The following is a 19,537-nucleotide window of genomic DNA, read 5'->3' on the forward strand; positions in this document are numbered from 1 at the left end:
ACAACCATGGAAGTGTTTACCGGAACCATCCAGACCTTTGCTTTCAACTATCCACCCAGCGGCTGGGCGCTGTGTAACGGGCAGACCATGCAAGTCGGCCAGTTCCAGGCGCTGTTCGCCTTGCTCGGCACCAATTACGGCGGCAACGGCACGACAAATTTCATGCTGCCGGACCTGCGCGGGCGCCTGCCCCTGTGTCAGGGCTTGGGCCTGAACCTCACCCCACGGGTGATCGGCACCGCCTCCGGCGCCGAAAAAACCGCCGCCACGGTGAGCAACCTGCCCATCCACACACCCACGGCGACCGCCGTCGGCACCCCGAACCTGACCGCCACCACGACCGTCAACCTGGCCAGTGTCGCTGCCACCCCCGCGAGCGTGCCCTCAACAACCAATGCCTTTATCGGTGCCTCCAGCGGCGGCCCGGGCACGGCCAATATTTACTCCACCGCACAGGGCACTGCGCCCGTGCCACTGCAAGGTGTCAGCACCAGCGTTGGCGGCTCAGTCAACGTCGCCGTCTCCGTGGCGCCCATCGGCGGTGGCGTGCCCATGGACACGATGAACCCGTTCCTGGTGCTGAATTTCAGCATGTGCCTCAACGGTCTTTTCCCGTCTCGCAACTGAATGTGCTGCCGGGGCCCAAGGCCCCGGCTCTTTACTTTTCTGGAGCCAGGCCATGCAGCAACAGATCAACAGCGATCATTTTCGACAGCTGGTGGAAAAACCCAGCACGTTGTATCTGGAGGACGGCAGCGAACTGCCGGTGATCGTCGAATCGGTAGAGGACGTACCAAGGGCACGCTTGTCAGAGGGCAGCCGAATGCCTTTTGGCGTGACCTTGAGCAGTGGGCAGCCCACCTCGTTCGTCGATGGACTCTGTGCCATCGACTTGCCTGAGCTGGGTCGTATCGAAGGCATATTCGTATCGCGCACCCTGGCCCTGGGGCGCGACGCAAGCCGGGCGTATTTCTACATTACCTTCAACTGACCAGAATCTGCGGCTGGCCGGGATACCAGACCAGCCGCTCGGCCGCCGGATTTTGTTCTTCTACCTGAAAGCCCAACGCCAGGTAATGCTGGCGCGCATGGGGGTTGCTGGCCCAGACCACCGTGCTCACCGGGCAGCGGACCTGTTCGGCGGCTTTTTGCACACCTTGCAACACCGTGCGGCCATAGCCCTTGCCACGGGCCGCTGGAATGAATGCCAGGTACAGAACGCGGATTTCGTTGCTGCCAAACTCGGTAGTCAATGCGCCAATCGGAGTGTCGAGCTTCTCGACCACATAGTGCATCGCGTTGGGGAAACGCTCCCCGGTCCCCTGCTCCTGCACCCGAAACTGCTGGGCGATGACCTCCTCGACCAGCTCGCGTTCGCCATCGATCCATTGCAGATCGGGGCGCGCCGCGTGATAGAGGCTTTCCAGAAACGGCCCGTCGGTCGCCCGCGACGGGCGCACCACCAAACCGTCTGCGGCATTGGCATTGTTGTTCAGCATCGTGATTCTCCTTGCGCTAAAAACCACTCTCCCTCACGCCCAACGCCGCCAATCGGCGCCAGGCGGTGCCCAGCAATGATTCACTGCGACCCTGTAACACCACCACGCCGCGCAATGGCTGCACCGGAGTGACAATGCCGTCGAGCACCTTGAGCCGCACCGCGTATTGCGCTTGCACAGGCTCGGCGCGCTGGCTCTGATCGCGGCGCACGGCGATCGGCCCGTGGTGGTCGGAGGTCAGCGCTTCCTGATCGACAACCGCCGCGCCGTTGGTATCGATTTCAGTCAACTCGACCGTCACCGCCGGGTGCATCGGGTCCTCGGCAATAAACCGTCCCGTCGCACCGGGTGCAACCCGCCACAGCTCGGCTTCGACCAGATAACCGCGCAGTCGCGCGCCCTCTTCGACAACCCGGGCCAGCGTCTCCTTGGGCGACAACCAGCGGCCAACGGCCAATTGCGGCAGCAGATCGCGCACCTGACCGGCCTGGGGCGCCCGCAGCAGCAGGCGTTCGCGCTGCGCCGCCAAACCGCGATACTCGGCCACCGCCTCTGCCAGCCGCTGTTCGACGATGCCGGCATCGGCGGCGGTTTCGCTACGTCCGGCCTGACGGCGCATCTGCAATTGCTGGATCTCGATTTCCCGGCGCGCGATGGCCTGACGCGAATCCAGGTCCGGCGACTCCAGCTCAATCAACACATCGCCCTGGGCGACGATCTGCCCGTCGCGAACATTCAACTGCTTGACCCGTGCCGCCACCGGCGCATGCAAGGCACTGACCCGGCCAGCTTCCAGCATGCTCGGCAATTCCACCGCGCTGCGCCACGGCAGCACCAGCACGGCAATCACCGCCAACAATCCCAAACCGCTGAGTAACGCCCGCGGTGCATGGGCCTGTTCGCGGCGGCTCCACCATTCGCGCCATTCACGCGCAATCGGCAAGAAGATGAACCACACCAGCTCGACCATCATCAGGAAGATCCCCAACAATTTGAAGAACAGGTGATACACCGCCAGCGCAATCCCGAAAAACAGCACCGCGCGCCACAGCCACGAGCCGTATCCCCACCACAGCAAACGCCGCTGCATCGATGGCGACCAAGGCTCCGGTGCCGGCGCGCCATAACCGAACAGCACCTCGCGCAATCGCCAACGACACAAGGCAAATGCCCGGCCCTGAAGGTTGTCCACTTCCCAGAAGTCGCTGAGCAAAAAATAACCATCGAAGCGCATGAACGGGTTCAGGTTGACCGCAAGCGTGGTGAGCCAGGTGGCGCTGGCGAGCATGAACGCCGCCGTCCGCGCCGGCCCGTCCGGCAACAGCGACCAGGCGAGCAACGCGATACACGCCAGCAACAACTCGGCGAGCACCCCACCCGCGCCGATCAGCAACCGCGCGCGCCGATCATTGACCCGCCAGGCGTCACTGACGTCGGTGTAAAACATCGGCAGCAGCACCATGAACGCCACCCCCATGCTCTGCACCCGACAACCAGCGCGTTTGGCCATGAAGGCATGGCCAAACTCGTGACAGAGCTTGGCGAAGAACAACGCCACCCCGAACGCCAACGCACCGCCGAGACTGAACAAGTGCGGGAAGGTCGCGATAAAGCGCTGCCAGTCCCGCGACACCAGAAATACCCCCAGGCCCAGGGTCAGCGGCAAGCCATAGCGCAGCGCCCCGGGGCCAAAGCGCGCAAGCCACGGCCAGGCGCGATTGAGGAACGCGTCAGGGCGCCACAGTGGAATCCGGAAGAACAGGTATTGGTGCAGCAAGATCTGCCACACACTCTGACGTTGCGCCGCGGCCTTGAGGCCATAACTGTCGCGCTGTTGCGGGTCGAGGGCGGAAATCAGGTCGTGGGCGCGCAGAAAACTCAGCAACTGCTCAAGCTCCGTGACGTCCAGCGGTAAACCCGGTTCGCGATTGGCGGCGCGCAGCACTTGCTCGGGATCGCCCAACGACCAATGACGCAGCAAGCGCATGGCCGCGGCACCGAGCTTGAAGTAGCGCCCGCGCAGCGGGTCGGCCAAGGTCCAGCGCGGCGACCCGTCCAGCGCCGGGGCGGCCATCTGCAACTGTAAATCGGCGCGTAGGCTGGGTAATGTCATCTAGAGACCTACGCTTTGGCGCAAGCCGGCCAGCGGCTTGCGCAACAGGTACAGCGCCAGCGGCGCGCGATCGCCGAAGATTTTCGCCGTACCGCGCAAGCCGATACGCGGCGGCGCGGCCTCGAAACTGGCATCGAGCCGATACGCCAACTGGCCGCCGGCCGTCGGTTGCGCTTCATAGGCCGAGCGTTCGAGCCTGGCCGAATGCCGTTGCAACGGATCACTGTCGAGAAACAGCGCCACCTGCGCCCCCGGTTCCAGTGCAATCGCATCACCGACCGCCAGTTCGATGCGCAATTCCGCCTGGCTCGGGTCGGCGATTTCCATCAGTCGTTCGCCGGTCTGCACCGGTTTGCCGGTCCAGCGTTCGGCGTCGGCGAACACTGCAATGCCGTCGCGCTCGGCACGTACTTCACTGCGTTTGAGCAGTTCACGGGCGTAATCGCGTTCAGCGCGTTTCTGCTCGACCCGCGCGGCCAGCAAATCAATTTTCGAACTCGATTCGGCGTCGGCAAAGGCGCGCTGGGCGTTGGCCTTGAGCTCGGCTTCCGCCACGCCCAAGGCCCGGTCGGCGACATCGGCCTGGGCTTTGAGCGTGGTGCCTTCGAAGCGCAGCAACAGGTCGCCAGTTTTAACATTCTGGTTGGGTTTGACCAGGAACTCGGCGATCACCCCGTCCAACGGTGCCGCCACCACTCGACCGCCGAGCGGCACGACTTCGGCCGGCGCCAGCACCGACTGGCGTACCGGAATCAACAACCCCAGCACCAGCACCGCCGCCAAGGCAACCTGACGCTTGCGAGTCCAGCGCAAGCGCCACGGTTGACGCGGTTGCAGCGCCAGCCAGGCGTGACTGTAGGTGTCGCCCAGTTGCGACAACAGCACTTGCTCGGACGGATTCCACGGCACATCGCGAGCCAGCCACACACCGCCGAATACCTGGCCCTGGCGATCAATCAGCGGCAGCCAAAAAACTTGTGCGGCAGAAAGGCTTTGCCAGTCAGCCTGAATCGGACCGCTTAACGCAGAGGCCGGTATAACCCGCGCCTGTTTCACCAGCTCGAGCTTGAACAACTGCGCCACCGCTTGCTCGACGAACGCTACAAACGGCGCATTCGGCTCCACGGCACTGACACCGGTGATCGCCCGCACCTTGCCGGCAATCATCAGCGCCGCGTGACGAAAACCGAACAAGGATTGACCGTCATTGGCCAGGCTGTAAGCCAGTTGTTCAGTAGTGCGCGCGGCGCGGGTCTGGCGCTCCAGCTCCAGAAAGCGCGCGAAGACCTGCTCGGCGCCACCCGTGACGGGCGCGTTCATTTGAGCTCCGCGAAGCGCGCCGTGCCGCTCATCCCGGCCAGCAAGCCGCTGGCGTTGGGCACCGTTGCGACCAGCAGCAAGGTCTGACTACCTTCGTCGATTCGCGCACCGAGGCGTTTCACCGTGGCGTCGATGGGCTGGCCGGTTTCATCGGGAACGAAGCTGAAGGTCTGTCCGGGCTTGAGTTTGCCCATCCAGCGCGACGGCACCAGCAGGTGGATTTCCAGGCTGCGGTTGTCGACGATGTCCAGCAGCGGCGCACCGGCAGCGACGCTTTCATAACGCTGAACCTTGCGTTCGACGACCTGGCCGTCAAACGGCGCAACGACGCTGCAGCGTTTGACCTGAACCTGATAAACCTGAGATTGCGCCTGGGTTTCGCTGAGTTTGGCTTCGGCTCGCGCCACTTCGAAACGTCCGACCGAGTTCAGCGAAGCGAGTTGTTTGTTGTGCGCCAACTCTTCGCCGGCACCACGGCTGGCGGCCTGCGCGGCGTTGAGCTGCGCCTGAAAGGCCGAGCAGTCGAAACGCGCCAGGGTGTCACCCTTCTTGAAGGACTCGCCTTCACTGAACGGCAACTCGACAATTCTGCCGGGCAGTTCACTGGCAAGCACCGCTTGATCGCGAGCGCGCAACACACCGCGAGCTTCGCTGCTGGTTGTGGCATGACTGCCTGTGCTGCTGTTTTCCAGCAGCGGATCGTCTGGCACGGGCGTTTGCGCCTGTGCCACGCCTGCCAGCCCGATCAAACCTAACGCCAAACCACGAAAACGCTGCATAGCCGTGTCTCCCTGACAGATGGTCGGAGTCTACGACAGCTTCAACAAGCGTCAAGCAATTAGCCATCACTGCCCGAAATTGCGGCTCGGCACTGCTAAATCGAGATCAGCGCGAGGTATGATCGCGGCCTCGATTTCAGCGTTTGCGGATTAAGGACAATTCATGCGTATCGGTCTTCTGTCGCCCCTCGCTCTGGCACTTGCCACAACCTGCGCACTCCCGGCCCACGCCAGCTACGATCAGGACGCCTGCACGCCTGAACTGTCGCTCGGCGGTGATGGGCGCTGCAACAATGTGGCTTTCCTCAACCCTGGCAACGACAGCCGCGCCAATTTGCGCTTGTTGCTCTCCGATCAGGGCGCGCTAGCGCTGAACCCGGCGCCATTGAGTGATTTTGACCGCGAGGCCGGCTACGGCCTGGTGCCGTTCGATCTCGGACGTCTCGACTCACCGTCAGCTCCTGCACCGACGCCACCCCCTGAATCGGCCCCGGTTTCAGTGCTCGATGAGCCACTGCGCCAACTCGGCATCAGCCACGAAGCCTCGACCATTGCCGGCAATCAGTTCATCGAAGGCGAAGGCAGCCGCTGCCGCAGCAACAGTGAAGAGAGCGCCGCCGCGTTCCTCACACAACTGCTGAAAACCACTCAACTGCCGGCCGAAGAACGCCAAAGCCTGGCGCAAAGCCGCCTCCAGATGCTCGCCGCATGCAGTTGGGAAGCCGATCAACTGAACAGCCTGCTGCCCGCTTCAATCACTTCGGAACCGGGTAAAGCCTTCCTCACGTACCTGCGCGGCGCGGCGCAGTTCTATGGCGGCCAGTTCGCCGAGGCCACACAAACCTTCGCCAGCCTGAACACCAGCGAACAGCCTTGGCTCAAGGAAACCGCGCTGTACATGGCCGCGCGCATTGCGCTCAACGCGGCCCAGCAAAACGCTTTCGACGAGATGGGCCTGCCGACGCTCGAGCATGTGGATAACGCGAACCTGCAATTGGCCGAAAGCGGTTTCGAGACCTATCTGAAAACTTATCCACAGGGCGAATACAGCGCGTCGGCCAAAGGCCTGATCCGCCGCGTGCACTGGCTGGCTGGCGAAGATCAGAAACTCGCCGATGACTACGCCTGGCAACTCACCCAGGCCACTGACGCCCAGCGCAACAAAACCCTGCCGGAACTGGTGGAAGAGGTCGACAGTAAACTGCTGACCCAGCCGGATAACGGTATTCAGGCGCCACTGCTGTTGGCGGTCAAAGACTTGCTGAGCATCGGCACCTACCAGACGCCTTTCAACCTCAAGGCTCTGCAAGCGCAGAAAGCCTCGTTCGCCGAGCAACCGGCGCTCTACGACTACCTGCAAGCCGCGGTGCTGGTGTACCTCGAGAAAAGTCCCGAGCAGGCACTGAACATCCTCCCGGGCAGCGTCCCGGACAAGCTCGATTACCTTGCCTTCAGCCAGCAAGTACTGCGCGGCATTGCCCTGCATGAACAGCACAAATGGTCGGAAGCCGAAGCACTGTGGCTGGAGTTGCTGGGCAAGGTCAAACAGCCGTTGCAGCGTGAGCAGGTCGAACTGGCGCTGGCCTTCAACTACGAGCTCAGCCAGCGGCTGGGCAAAGTGTTCGCCGCCGACTCACCGATCAAGACACCTGCCGTGCGTTATCGCCTGCAACGGCTAGTGGCCGACGCCCCACTGCTGCGTCAGCAATTCAGCCAGGGCGCAGACGCCACCGAGCGCAACAGCGCGCTGTTCGTGCTGCTCTACAAAGAGTTGCTGCGCAATCAATACGCCGAGTTTGCCGAAGACTTCAAACACCTGCCGGCCGAGCCGTCGACGGACAAACTCGGTGTGAGCATTGGCTATTTCTACCGCACCGGTCAGCCGCTGACGATGTTCCGCTGGCAGGGTGACAAGGCTGAGTCGGGTTACCACTGCCCGAGCATCGCCGAGATTGCCGCGACCCTTCAGGCGGACGGCAAGAACCCCAAAGGCCTGAACTGCCTGGGTGAGTTCATCCTGCGCAATGACCTCGACAGTTCACCGCTGGAAGCCAAACCCAACAAATCCGAACTCGGCGCCACGGGGTCGGCATTCAAAGGCGAGATCTACTCTCGGCACGAAGGTTATCGCCAAGTCATCGACAACGCCAAAGCGCCGAAGGAAGACCGCGCTTACGCTCTGTTCCGCGCCATCAACTGCTATGCGCCCTCGGGCAATAACAGCTGTGGCGGCAAGGATGTCGAACCGGCTGTGCGCAAGGCCTGGTTCCGCCAGTTGAAAAGCGGTTTTGCCGACACCCAGTGGGGCAAGTCGCTGCAGTACTACTGGTAAGCCATGAGGGATTTCCTCAAAGGCCTGGCGCTGCTCGCACTGCTGGTCAGCGCCCCGGCCTTTGCGGCCGTCGACGCCCGCGAGTACGACGCTTTTTGGCTGTGGAGCGGGGTCAACACGCAACCAGTGCTGGCCCAGGCCAAAACCCTGTACGTCCTGCAAGGGCAGATCAGCGAATCACGCCGCACGCCACAGCGCGGCGTGCGCTTCATCGCCCAAGGCATCGCCATCCCGCGCCTGACCCAGGGCGAAGTCTGGGTCACCTACCGCGCCCACACCCTGCACTGGCCGGAGCCGGTCTATCAGCAATTGCTGGGACAGGTGCAGCGCTGGCAGCAAGCGGGTAACCCGGTGGTCGGCATCCAGATCGACTTCGACGCCCGCACCCGCTATCTCGACGAATACGTCAGCTTCCTCAAAGACCTGCGCCAACGCCTGCCCGCCCAGTATCGCCTGAGCATCACCGGCCTGATGGACTGGAGCAGCCACGCCGATCCGCAGGTGATCGGCCAACTCAAAGGCGTGGTCGACGAAGTGGTGGTGCAAACCTACCAGGGCCGCCACAGCATCCCCAACTACGCCGCCTACCTGCCGAGGCTGAACAGACTCGGCTTGCCGTTCAAGGTCGGACTGATTCAGGGCGGCGAATGGGAGGAACCGGGGTATTTGAAGGACAGTGAGTGGTTTCGTGGGTATGTGGTGTTTTTGCAGAATCGGTAGCCTAACGCTGCATCCCCCAGCGCTTCACCGTCACTCGCTCCAGAGTGTCGAACACCAGGTTCTCCACCAGCAAACCGATAAGGATCACCACCGCCAGCCCGGCGAACACCTTGTCGGTGTACAGCTCGTTGCGGTTCTGGAAGATGTACCAGCCCAGGCCGCCCTTGCCGCTGGTGGCGCCGAACACCAGCTCGGCGGCGATCAGCGTGCGCCAGGCGAAGGCCCAGCCGATTTTCAGCCCGGCGAGGATCGACGGCAACGCGGCGGGAATCAGGATGAACAGCACAAACCGGATGCCCTTCAGGCCGTAGTTGCGGCCGGCCATACGCAGGGTTTCCGAGACCCCGAGAAACCCCGCATAAGTGTTCAGGGCCAAGGCCCAGAGCACCGAATGCACCAGCACGAAAATCAGACTGTTCTGCCCCAACCCGAACCACAGCAGTGCCAACGGCAACAAGGCAATCGCCGGCAATGGGTTGAACATCGAGGTCAGGGTGCTCAGCAAGTCGCGGCCGAACTGGGTCGACACGGCCAGCGTGGTCAAGGCAAACGCCAGGACGATACCGATCAGATACCCCTTGAGCAGCACCACCAGCGAAATCCCGACCTTGCCCAACAACTCTCCGCTGAGCAGTCCGTCATACAGCGCACTGCTGGTTTGCAGGAAGCTCGGCAGCAACAGGTCATTGTTCTGATAGCGGGCGACGGCTTCCCACAATACCGCCAGCAGAATCAGGATCAGGCTCTTACGCAACCAGCCCTGCTGCCAGAGACGCTGGCCAAGGGGCAATTCGCGCTCCAGCGCAACGCTCGACAGGGGTTGCAACTCAACTTCGTATTCTTGACGTACAGTCGATGAATGGCTCATCGGGCACTCCTCCAGCCGCTCAATAAGCGATGCGGATATCGTTAAAATCCAGTTCGAGATCGCTCTCGGCAGACTGGCCTTCATCGAACAACAGCCGATGAATACGTCGTGCCGACTGTTGAAACGCCACGCCGCCAAGGCTCTGCAAATCGTATTGATGGCTGTGGATTTCCGCCCGCACCCGACCAGGATGAGGTGACAGCAACAGGATCCGGTTCCCCACCACCAGCGCCTCTTCGATGGAGTGGGTGACGAACAACAGGGTGAAACGCACCTCCTCCCAGAGCAGCAATAATTCCTCCTGCATCTTGCGTCGGGTCAGCGCGTCGAGCGCGGCGAATGGCTCATCCATCAGCAAAATTTTCGGCTGCATGGCCAAGGCCCGGGCAATCGCCACCCGCGCCTTCATGCCACCGGACAAGGTGTGTGGATAGGCATCGGCAAATGCCGCCAGCCCGACCTTGTCGAGGTAGTGCAACGCCCGTTCTTCAGCCTCGCGACGCTTGAGGGTTTTCGAAGCCAGCAGCGGGAACATCACGTTCTGTTTGACGGTTTTCCACGGTGGCAGTTGATCGAACTCCTGAAACACCACAATCCGGTCAGGCCCCGGCGCACTGACGGCCTGCCCTTGCAGGCGGATCTGCCCTTCACAGGGTGCAATGAACCCCGCGACGGCCTTGAGCAAGGTCGATTTTCCACAGCCGGACGGGCCAAGCAGCACAAAACGATCGGCGGGGTCGACCTCGAAGCTGACCTGATGCGTTGCCCGCACCACTCGTTGCGGCGTGCGGTATTCGAGGCTGACGTGATCGACCGCCAGCAACGCCTGTGTGCTGGCGATCGGATTGCTGGCCGCGTGGCCTTGCAAGAGAGCGTTCATGGCAATCAGCTCCCTTGCAGCGGTTTGGCGTCCTGGAAGAAGTAGTCCTTCCACGAGTCCGGTTTGTTTTTGATCGCGCCGACGCGGTAGAGGAATTCGGCCAATGGATACGTGTTTTTCGGCGTGACGCTGAACTCGAACTGCGGGTTGTCGATGATTTTCAGCAACGCGGCGCGGTCGATTTTCGCTTTGGTCACCCGCAGGTAAGTGTCCGCCGCCGCGCCCTTGTCGTTCTGAGCGAACGCGGCGGCTTCGGTCAGGGCTTCAATGAAGGCTTTGTAGGTTTTCGGGTTCTCGTTGCGGAATTTCTCGGTGGCGAACAGCACGGTCGGCGAGTTCGGGCCCAGTAGGTCATAGGTGTTGAGCACGACATGGACGTTGGGGTTTTCCAGCGCCTGATCCTGGAACGGCGGGTTGGAGAAGTGCCCGGTCAATTCAGTGCCACCGGCGATCAACGCCGCCGTGGCATCCGGGTGCGGGACGGCGATGGTGTACTTGTCGAGGCGATTGAATTCCTTGTCGCCCCACTGCTTGGCGGCGGCGTACTGGAGGAACCGTGACTGCACGGAAACCCCGACCGCCGGCACCGCAATACGGTCCTGCTCGGTGAAATCGGCGATGGTTTTGACCTTCGGATTGTTGCTCACCAGGTAGTACGGGAAGTTGCCGAGCGAGGCCACGGCCTTGACGTTCTGCTTGCCGTGAGTGCGGTCCCAGATGGTCAGTAACGGGCCAACACCAGCACCCGCAATATCGATGGAGCCCGAGAGCAACGCGTCGTTGACTGCCGCACCACCGGAGAGCTGGGTCCAGTCGACCTTGATGTCGATGCCCTCTTCTTTGCCGTGCTTCTCGATCAGGTTCTGGTCGCGGACCACATTGAGCAGCAGGTAAACGATGCCGAACTGTTCGGCGATGCGGATTTCGCCTTCGGCGTGCGCCACAGTCGGTGCGAGCAGACTCCCGGCGAGCAGGCTGAACCCCAGACCGATGGCAGCAGCCAGCGGCGCGAATGAAATACGTTTGGACATGGCAGGTATCTCCGAAATGCAGCCGATCAGAAAGGCGCGTCGCCCTGGATGGTGGTGCGGTAGAGCTTGCGGCGCAGATGGCTCGGGCAACCGGCGGCCAGGTGAATCAGCGAGCGGTTGTCCCAGAACACCAGGTCGTGGGGCTGCCATTGATGGCGGTAGATGTTTTCCGGCAACACGCTGTGGGCGTAGAGTTCGGCCAGCAGTTGCCGGCTTTCGTCTTCCGGCAGACCGACAATGCGGGTGGTGAAGCCTTCGCTGACGAACAGCGCCTTGCGGCCGTTCTCCGGGTGAGTGCGAACCACTGGGTGCACCACTTCATTGACCTGAGCCAGTTGCTCCGGGGTCAGGGTCGGGCGCCAGTTGCCTTCGAATTTGTTCTCGCTGTAACGCGCGGTATAGGAGTGCGCGGCAGAGCGTCCTTCGACCGCTTTACGCAACGCTTCGGGCAGGGTGTCCCAGGCTTTGTGCTGGTCGGCGAATAGCGTGTCGCCACCTTCGGATGGCAGCTCCTGGGCATGGAGCATCGAGCCCAGGCTCGGCAGTTCTTTATAGGACAGGTCGGAGTGCCAGAACTTGCCGGCGTCACCGAGGCCGATGGCCTGGCCGTTCTCGATGATGTTGGAAACGATGAGGATTTCCGGGTGATGGGCCAACAGAAATTGCTTGAGCACATGGATCTGCAACACGCCAAAACGGCGGCTGAAGGCGATCTGTTGTTCGGGGCTGATGCGCTGGTCGCGAAACACCACGACGTGGTGGTCCAGGTGCGCGCGGTGGATCCGTGCGAAGTCCTGGTCGTTGATGGGCAAGGCCAGGTTCAGGCCGATGATTTCGGCGCCAACAGCACCGCTGAACGGGCGGATCTCGAAGGATTGCGGCGCGAGGGTCGCGGCGCTGGGCGAAGCGGACAGTACAGGCATACATCACTCCCACGCAGAGCACGCTCAATGGCGTGCGCGTCGATCAGAAACTCACGGAGGTCCCGTGTGGGTTCATTTCGTGCGGCACGCCGATTGGTCGGTGGGTACGCAGGGTTTGACTTTATAGATATAAGAACACGAATTTAAATACCGTTAGTGAATAACGATATGGCTTTTGAAATGCTGTGCTTCTGAGGCCGTCATCGCGAGCAAGCTCGCTCCCACACTGGATCGTGCCAGGCACATATGTTGTGTGCGCAGCAGATCCCCTGTGGGAGCGAGCTTGCTCGCGATGAGGCCATCTGTTCCACCCGAAAACTAGCGCTCGTGCAACGCCTCTGCCCGCGCCTTGATGATCGGCTTGAGCAGGTAGCTGAGGATGGTCTTCTTGCCGGTAATGATGTCCACCGAGGCGACCATGCCCGGAATGATCAGCAAGGGCTTCTCATCGGTGCCCAAGTGGCTGCGGTCAGTGCGCAGTTTGATCATGTAGTAGGTGGTTTTCTTGTCTTCGTCGGTGATGGTGTCGGCGCCGATCTGTTCGAGCTTGGCTTTCAGCCCGCCATAGATGGTGTAGTCATAGGCCGTGAACTTGACGATGGCTTCCTGGCCCGGGTGCAAAAACGCGATGTCTTGCGGACGGATCTTCGCTTCCACCAACAAGGTGTCGTCCAGCGGCACGATTTCGACCATGTCACTGCCGGGCTGGATCACGCCACCGATGGTGTTGACCAGCAACTGCTTGACGATGCCGCGTACCGGCGAGGTCACCAGCGTCCGGCTGACGCGGTCTTCCAGGGCCTTGCCGGTCGCCTTCGCCTTGTTCAGGTCCGTGCGAGCCTCGTTGAGCTGGGTCAGCGCCTCACTGCGGAACTTGCCACGGGTTTCGTCGATCTTGCGCTGCACTTCCTTGATCGCCGATTCGGCACGGGGGATTGCCAGGGTAGTAGCGTCCAGTTGGCCACGGGTTTCGACTTCGGCGCGCTTGAGTCGCAGCACTTCCACCGGCGACACCGCGCCTTGAGCCACCAGCGGCTCCGACATGTTGATTTCCTGACGTTGCAACGCCAGACCGCTGCGGTACTGCGCCTGCTTGGAGGTGAATTCGCGCAGCTCCTGTTGTTTCTGGATGAGTTGCTCCTGCAGGCCGCCGACTTCATCGTGCAATTGCTGGCGACGGCTCTCATAGAGTGATTTTTCGCTGGCGGCCTGACCGGGCACAGCTTTCATTGCGTCGTCAGGAAAGCTCAGCGGGCGGTCGTCGACTTCCGCGCTCAAGCGTTCTACACGCAGCAACATCGACAAACGGTCGGCTTCGGTTTCGCCGACGTTGGACTGAAAGCGTGTGTCGTCCAGACGAATCAACGGCGCACCGGCTTCGACGATTTGCCCTTCGCGAACGAAGAGTTCAGCGACGATACCGCCCTCCAGGTTCTGGATTTTCTGAAGTTTGGAGGATGGAATCGCCTTGCCATCGCCTTTGGTGACCTCATCGATCACCGCAAAGTTGGCCCACAACAGCAGGAACAGGAAGAAGCCGATGATGGCCCAGATGGTCAAGCGAACCACCCGCGGGGCGTCTTCGATCAACGCCTTGTTCACCTCGGGCAAGGGCTGGCCTTGCAGCGAGTCGGAGCCTTTGAAGTAGCGGCGGATCGAGTCGCGCATTCCGGACTTAAGCAACACTGATCTGCCCCTTTTTCAACGCTTCCATCACCGAGGCTTTTGGACCATCAGCCAATATTTGCCCGCGATCGATCACCAGCAACCGATCGACCAGCGACAACAACGATGCCCGGTGCGTCACCAGCACCACGGTCTTGTTTTCTACGACGGCTTGCAGGCGTTGTTTCAAGCGTTCTTCACCGGTGTTATCCATGGCGCTGGTCGGTTCGTCGAGCAGCAGGATCGGCGGATTGAGCAGCAGGGCGCGCGCCAGGGCCACGTTCTGACGCTGACCGCCCGAGAGATTTTGCCCGCGCTCGCCGACTTGCAATTCGTAGCCTTGCGGGTGCAAACGGGCGAATTCGTGCACGCCGGCCAGTTCGGCGGATTGCAGTACCAGTTCGTCTTCCATGTAGCGGGCACCGGACACCAGGTTGTCGCGCAACGTACCGGCGAGCAACTGGATGTCTTGCGGCACATAACCGATGTTGTGGCGCAATTCACTGACGTCGATCTGACGAATATCCACACCATCCACCAGCAACGCACCATCGTCCGGCTGATACAGGCCGACCAGCAGTTTGGCCAGCGAGCTCTTGCCCGAGCCGCTACGGCCGATGATGCCGATCTTTTCACCCGGCTTGATGATCAGGTTGATGTTCTTCAGCGCCGGGTTCTGCTGACCCGGGTAGGTGAAGTTCAACTGACGGCACTCGATGCCACCCTGCAGGACTTTACGGCTCAGCGGGCGCTCTTCGAAGTTGCGCTCTTGCGGCAGCTCCATCATCTGGTCGACCGAGGTCATGGTGACCCGCGCCTGCTGATAACGGGTCAGCAGGCCGGACAACGACGCCAGCGGGCTGAGGGCCCGACCACTGAGCATGTAGCAGGCGATCAGGCCGCCCATGCTGAGGTTGCCGGCAATGATCTGGTAAACGCCGAAGACGATCATGATCACCCCGGCCAGTTGCTGGATCAGCAGGGTGATGTTCATCGCAAGGCCGGAGAGCATTTTCACCCGCAGCTCGAGGCGGCTGAGGGTGCCAATGGTCTGCTCCCACTGATACTGACGCTCGCTTTCAGCGTTGTTGACCTTTACCGCATCAAGCCCGGCGAGGGTTTCGATCAGGCTCGACTGCCGCTCGGCCCCCAGCGCCATGGTTCGTTCCATGGTCGCCACCAGCGGCTTCTGCAACGCGTAGCCGATCAGCAGGGCAATCGGGAACGCCAACACCGGAATCCACACCAGGTGCCCGCCCAGCAGGGCGATCACCAGGAAAATCAGCAAAGTGAACGGCAGGTCGATCAGGCTGGTCAGGGTCAGCGAGGCGAGGAAGTCACGCAGGCTTTGAAACTCGTGGATGTTCTGGGCAAAGCTGCCGACCCGCGCCGGGCGGTACTTCATGGCCATGCCGACGATCCGCTCGAACAGCGTCGCGGAGATAATCAGGTCGGTTTTTTTGCCGGCCAGGTCCAGGCACAGACTGCGCAGGCTTTTTAGGATCAGGTCGAACAGGTAAGCCCCGGTGATGCCGAGAGCCAGCACCCACAGGGTCGCTTCGGCCTGGTTCGGTACCACGCGGTCGTAGACGTTCATCACGAACAGCGGCGCGGCCATAGCGATGATGTTGATCAGGAAACTCGCGGCGATGGCGTCGGCGTACAACCAGCGCGAGCGCTTGAGGGTGTCGCGGAACCAGGAACGCGCACGCGGGATCAGCGTGCCGTGGTTCACATCGAATTTATGTTGAGGCTGGGCGAAAAATGCTTGCCCGGTGTAATCGTCATCCAGCAGTTCGCGGTTGACGTGAACTTCACCGCCATCGCTTTCACTGAGCAGCAGACGCGCCTGGTCATCGCCGAGCCAGCCCAGCAGCACGGCACTGCGACCGTCCTTGAGCAGCAACAGTGCCGGCATGGCAATCGCCGGAATTTGCGCCAGCTTGCGTTGCAGCACCCGCCCTTGCAGGCCGGCGCGGGCCGCAGCACGCGGCAGCAACTCGACGCTCAGGCGCTGCTTGGGCAATGGCAGACCGGTGGTCAGCATCGCCGCGCTCGCCGGTTTCTGGTGCAGCATGCAGAGGGCTAGCAGGCCGTCCAGTAACGGATCGTCGTGCAACGCGCGTGGATCATGACGGAGATGAACTCGACTGGCTTCTGATTCCACGCTTGGCACTCTTGGCTAACTAACTAGAAGGATCTGCTCAATTCATGCCGGGCAGTTGGACCTTGGGCTTCACATCGTTCGACACGACGGAGGCCATGGGTGCAACCACGCCCTGACTTTTGAGCAATTCGCCCATGGTCGCCTTGATTCGATATTGAGTAAATAACTGAATATTTTTGATTTCCGCCAGACGACGGGAAGCCGTAAACAGTTCGTTCTCGCTGTCGAGCAAGTCGAGCAAAGTACGTTGACCCAAGCTGAACTGCTGCTGATACGCGGTGCGTACGGCACTGCTGCGATCGACATATTGCTGGGCGATCGGCACTTGGGCGTTCGCGTTATTCAGCGCATTCCATGCCAGTCCCAACTCTTCGTTCAACACGCGCAAGGCGTTGTTGCGGATATCCAGCGCCTGGTTCGACAGATAAGACTTGGATTCCAGATCAGCTTTGTTGCTGCCGCCGGAATACAGGTTGAAGCGCATGCGCAGCATGGCCTGCCATTCATTGTTATGACCGGCCATGCCATCCAGATTATTGTCGGCGGTGCGGCCCAGTTCGGCATCGAAACGTGGGTAGAACGTCGACTTGGCAGCATCGTACTGTTTCTCGGCCGCGGCAATATCAGACTCTGCAGAACGCAGCACCGGGCTGTTCTCAAGCATTTGCTGGCGGGCTTCATTCAGGTTCGCCGGCAGCAGCGCAAGGAAGGGTGCCGGACGCTCCAGTTGATCCGGCATCTGACCCACTGCGCTGAGGAAGTTGGTCTCGGCGTCCGCAAGATTGGTCTGCTCGGTGATCAGGTTGTTGCGGGCCTGGGCCATACGCGCTTCGGCCTGATCGAGGTCAGCACCGCTGCCCACGCCACGCGAGGTGCGCAGTTTGATCTGGTCAAAGATCCGTTCGTGGCTCTTCAGGTTCTCTTCGGCCAGGTGCACGAACTCGCGACGGGTCAGCACGTCGAGGTAAACTTGGGCCACGGTCAGCGCGGTGCGCTCGGAAGTCCCCAGCAACGAGTAGGCGCGGGAGTTGACGGTGGCTTGTTGACGCCCGACTTCGCTGGATGTCGCAAAACCGTCAAACACCATCTGCTGCAAGCGCACGCTCGACTCGCCGCGGTTCAAGGTCTCCCAATGATTGTTGCCGGCGCCAGCACGAGTGCTCGGGTTGTCAGTGCCTTCACGACCATACCCCCCTAGCAGATCGACCTTTGGCAAGTAGCCGCCTTGCGCGGCTCTTAACTGGTAATCCGCAGAAAGACGACTGTTCACGCCAGCCTGGACTTCCGGGTGGACATCCAGTGCTTGTTGCATGGCTTGGGGCAGGGTTTGGGCTTGTACAAAACTGGCGGCAAGGACAAAGGGTAGAGCCTTGAACAGGTGTGAGCGCATATAAGAATTTCCCTGGACTTCTTGTCTCAAATCACAGCAGATCGCAGTGCTGCGACGGAAAAATGGCAACCGGAATGACCGTATGTCGGAAAGTTAAAAACCAGAACTGGGTCACACACTGCCGGCAGGTCGCCACACAAATATCAATGTGACATTACTGGGACGATTGTTTAGGATGGCACCCAGAAGGTCAATAGTTTGGCATAAAGTTAATAGCGAAAAAAATCAGCCAAATTATTGACGAGCTAGCGTCAAGTTAATGTGCCCCCACTTTGAAAGTACGTCCAGACTGAATTGGCAGACAGCCTCTTCAGGTCTATGGAAGCCTACTGAACGGAACACCTGGAGAGTCCTCAATGAGCAGTGTTGTTGCCATCGTCAAAAGCATTGTTGGTCAAGTTTTCGCGGTGTCCCCGGAGGGCATCAGACGTGTGCTGATTGAGGGTGACCGACTGTTCACGGGCGACCAGCTCGATACCGGACCGGCGGGCGCGGTGACGCTTGAACTGGCCGACGGCCGCACGCTGGACCTGGGCCGCGATACCCAGTGGAGCGGCAGCGCTCCGGACTCCAGTACTGACCTGGCTGAGGCCACTGCGCAAGCCGCACCTTCGGTAGCAGAACTGCAACAAGCCATCCTCGCGGGCGCCGACCCGACCACTGATATGGAAGCCGCCGCTGCGGGCCCTACTGCAACAGGCTCGGGCGGTGCTGCTGGCGGAGGCCACAGTTTCGTGGCTCTGGACGAAACAGCTGCCCGCGTAGCCCCGACCATTGGTTTCCCGACCGCAGGCATTGGCATAAGTACTTCTGCCACCGACGTCACTACGGGTGGCCAGAACACCAATAACGGCACCAACGTGCTGGTTGGCTCGACCCTGAGCTTGAGCGCTACATCGACCATCACCGAAGCCGGTGGTGTGCTGGTTTACACCGCGAACGTCACCCGGGCACCGCTGACAGACCTGAGCATCACCCTGTCCAATGGCTCGGTCATCGTCATTCCGGCCGGCCAGGTCAGTGGCAGCGTCAATGTTCCGTTGGCACCGAATGACAGCGTCTACAACGACCCGCACCAGATCACCGTCAATGTCACCGGCACCACCGGGGGTGCCGGTCTGGTGCTGACCGTTGACCCGACGCCCGCCGTCACACAGGTCACTGACACGATTGATACCACCACCGTCACCCTGACGGCGGGCTCGACCGTCACCGAAGGCGGTCAGATTACCTACACCGCCACCTTGACCAACCCAGCACAAACGCCGGTCACCGTGACCCTGTCCAACGGCTCGACCATCACCATCGAAGCCGGCAAAACCACCGGTACGGTGAACGTCGACACCCCAGCGAACGATGTTTACAAAAACGGCAGTACGGTCAGCACCACCATCACCGGGGCTACCGGTGGCAACTTTGAAAACCTGGTACCAAGCACCACGCCAGCCGTTACGACGATTACCGATTCGATCGATAACACCGGCCTGAGCCTGACGGCGACGGGTTCGGCGGTTGAAGGTGGGCAGATCACTTACACCGCGACCCTGACCAATCCAGCCGGCACCGCCATGAGCGTGACGCTGAGCAACGGCGCGGTGATCAACATCGAAGCTGGCAAGACTTCCGGCTCGGTGGTGGTCGACACCCCGGCCAATGACGTTTACAAAAACGGCAGCACCGTCAGCACCACCATCGAAAGCACCACCGGTGGCAACTTCGAGCAGCTGACTCCAAGCAGCACCCCGGCCGTTACGACGATCACCGACTCGATCGATAACACTGGGTTGAGCCTGACCGCGACGGGTTCGGTGGTTGAAGGTGGGCAGATTACCTACACCGCCACCCTGAGC

Annotated in this window: 15 protein-coding genes and 1 pseudogene; 5 read left to right on the top strand and 11 right to left on the bottom strand. The window is 61.2% G+C overall.

What is annotated here, in order from left to right; translation table 11 throughout:
- Positions 1-6 precede the first annotated feature (6 nt).
- The gene (locus tag AC1DIG_RS15260) at positions 7-627 is read left to right on the top strand and encodes a phage tail protein (protein WP_477767959.1); all 621 of its coding nucleotides are present in this window, start codon (positions 7-9) and stop codon (positions 625-627) included.
- A gap of 52 nt (positions 628-679) precedes the next feature.
- Positions 680-991, top strand: coding sequence for a DUF6916 family protein (locus AC1DIG_RS15265; RefSeq protein WP_477767960.1), 312 nt, complete (start codon positions 680-682; stop codon positions 989-991).
- On the opposite strand, the gene AC1DIG_RS15270 is transcribed toward AC1DIG_RS15265, so the two are convergent.
- The 4 genes from AC1DIG_RS15270 to AC1DIG_RS15285 are packed head-to-tail and all read right to left on the bottom strand — an operon-like array spanning position 984 to position 5,711.
- Positions 984-1,499 (bottom strand): GNAT family N-acetyltransferase, encoded by a 516-nt coding sequence (locus AC1DIG_RS15270; protein ID WP_477767961.1) that lies wholly within the window; start codon positions 1,497-1,499, stop codon positions 984-986. The two genes, AC1DIG_RS15265 and AC1DIG_RS15270, sit on opposite strands and share 8 nt — an antisense overlap.
- Positions 1,500-1,515: 16 nt before the next feature.
- Positions 1,516-3,612, bottom strand: a complete 2,097-nt coding sequence (locus AC1DIG_RS15275) for an efflux RND transporter periplasmic adaptor subunit (protein WP_477767962.1) — start codon at positions 3,610-3,612, stop codon at positions 1,516-1,518.
- A complete protein-coding gene (locus AC1DIG_RS15280) occupies positions 3,613-4,932 on the bottom strand; it encodes an efflux RND transporter periplasmic adaptor subunit (RefSeq protein WP_477767963.1) in 1,320 nt (439 codons plus the stop codon).
- Positions 4,929-5,711: an efflux RND transporter periplasmic adaptor subunit gene (locus AC1DIG_RS15285; RefSeq protein WP_477767964.1), complete on the bottom strand. Its 783-nt coding sequence runs from the start codon at positions 5,709-5,711 to the stop codon at positions 4,929-4,931. The genes AC1DIG_RS15280 and AC1DIG_RS15285 overlap by 4 nt, the downstream gene beginning before the upstream one ends.
- A 163-nt stretch (positions 5,712-5,874) precedes the next feature.
- On the opposite strand from AC1DIG_RS15285, the gene AC1DIG_RS15290 reads away from it, so the two are divergent.
- Together AC1DIG_RS15290 and AC1DIG_RS15295 are read left to right on the top strand one after the other, a co-directional pair.
- On the top strand, positions 5,875-8,043 hold the full coding sequence (locus tag AC1DIG_RS15290; RefSeq protein WP_477767965.1) for a PA5441 family protein: 2,169 nt from the start codon (positions 5,875-5,877) through the stop codon (positions 8,041-8,043).
- 15 nt (positions 8,044-8,058) lie between these two features.
- Positions 8,059-8,763, top strand: a pseudogene (locus AC1DIG_RS15295) (DUF3142 domain-containing protein); the annotation flags it as partial.
- Between the two features lies 1 nt (position 8,764).
- Here AC1DIG_RS15295 and AC1DIG_RS15300 read toward each other — a convergent pair.
- The 7 genes from AC1DIG_RS15300 to AC1DIG_RS15330 form a co-directional block, all read right to left on the bottom strand.
- Positions 8,765-9,631 (bottom strand): ABC transporter permease, encoded by an 867-nt coding sequence (locus AC1DIG_RS15300; protein ID WP_477767966.1) that lies wholly within the window; start codon positions 9,629-9,631, stop codon positions 8,765-8,767.
- A 19-nt stretch (positions 9,632-9,650) separates the two neighbouring features.
- Positions 9,651-10,511, bottom strand: coding sequence for an ABC transporter ATP-binding protein (locus AC1DIG_RS15305; RefSeq protein ID WP_477767967.1), 861 nt, complete (start codon positions 10,509-10,511; stop codon positions 9,651-9,653).
- A gap of 5 nt (positions 10,512-10,516) precedes the next feature.
- On the bottom strand, positions 10,517-11,542 hold the full coding sequence (locus tag AC1DIG_RS15310) for an ABC transporter substrate-binding protein (protein ID WP_477767968.1): 1,026 nt from the start codon (positions 11,540-11,542) through the stop codon (positions 10,517-10,519).
- Positions 11,543-11,568: 26 nt separating this feature from the next.
- Positions 11,569-12,465 carry a TauD/TfdA dioxygenase family protein gene (locus AC1DIG_RS15315; RefSeq protein ID WP_477767969.1) on the bottom strand — a complete coding sequence of 299 codons (897 nt, stop codon included), beginning with the start codon at positions 12,463-12,465 and terminating at the stop codon, positions 11,569-11,571.
- Positions 12,466-12,783: 318 nt separating this feature from the next.
- A complete protein-coding gene (locus tag AC1DIG_RS15320; RefSeq protein ID WP_477767970.1) occupies positions 12,784-14,151 on the bottom strand; it encodes an HlyD family type I secretion periplasmic adaptor subunit in 1,368 nt (455 codons plus the stop codon).
- Positions 14,141-16,297 carry a type I secretion system permease/ATPase gene (locus tag AC1DIG_RS15325; RefSeq protein WP_477767971.1) on the bottom strand — a complete coding sequence of 719 codons (2,157 nt, stop codon included), beginning with the start codon at positions 16,295-16,297 and terminating at the stop codon, positions 14,141-14,143. Before AC1DIG_RS15325 ends, AC1DIG_RS15320 begins: the two co-directional genes overlap by 11 nt.
- Positions 16,298-16,334: 37 nt before the next feature.
- Positions 16,335-17,687 (bottom strand): TolC family outer membrane protein, encoded by a 1,353-nt coding sequence (locus tag AC1DIG_RS15330; protein WP_477767972.1) that lies wholly within the window; start codon positions 17,685-17,687, stop codon positions 16,335-16,337.
- Between the two features lie 356 nt (positions 17,688-18,043).
- On the opposite strand from AC1DIG_RS15330, the gene AC1DIG_RS15335 reads away from it, so the two are divergent.
- Positions 18,044-19,537 (top strand): retention module-containing protein (locus AC1DIG_RS15335; protein ID WP_477767973.1); only part of this gene is annotated, 1,494 nt, incomplete at its 3' end.

Source organism: Pseudomonas sp. 05N431 (genome assembly GCF_056397005.1).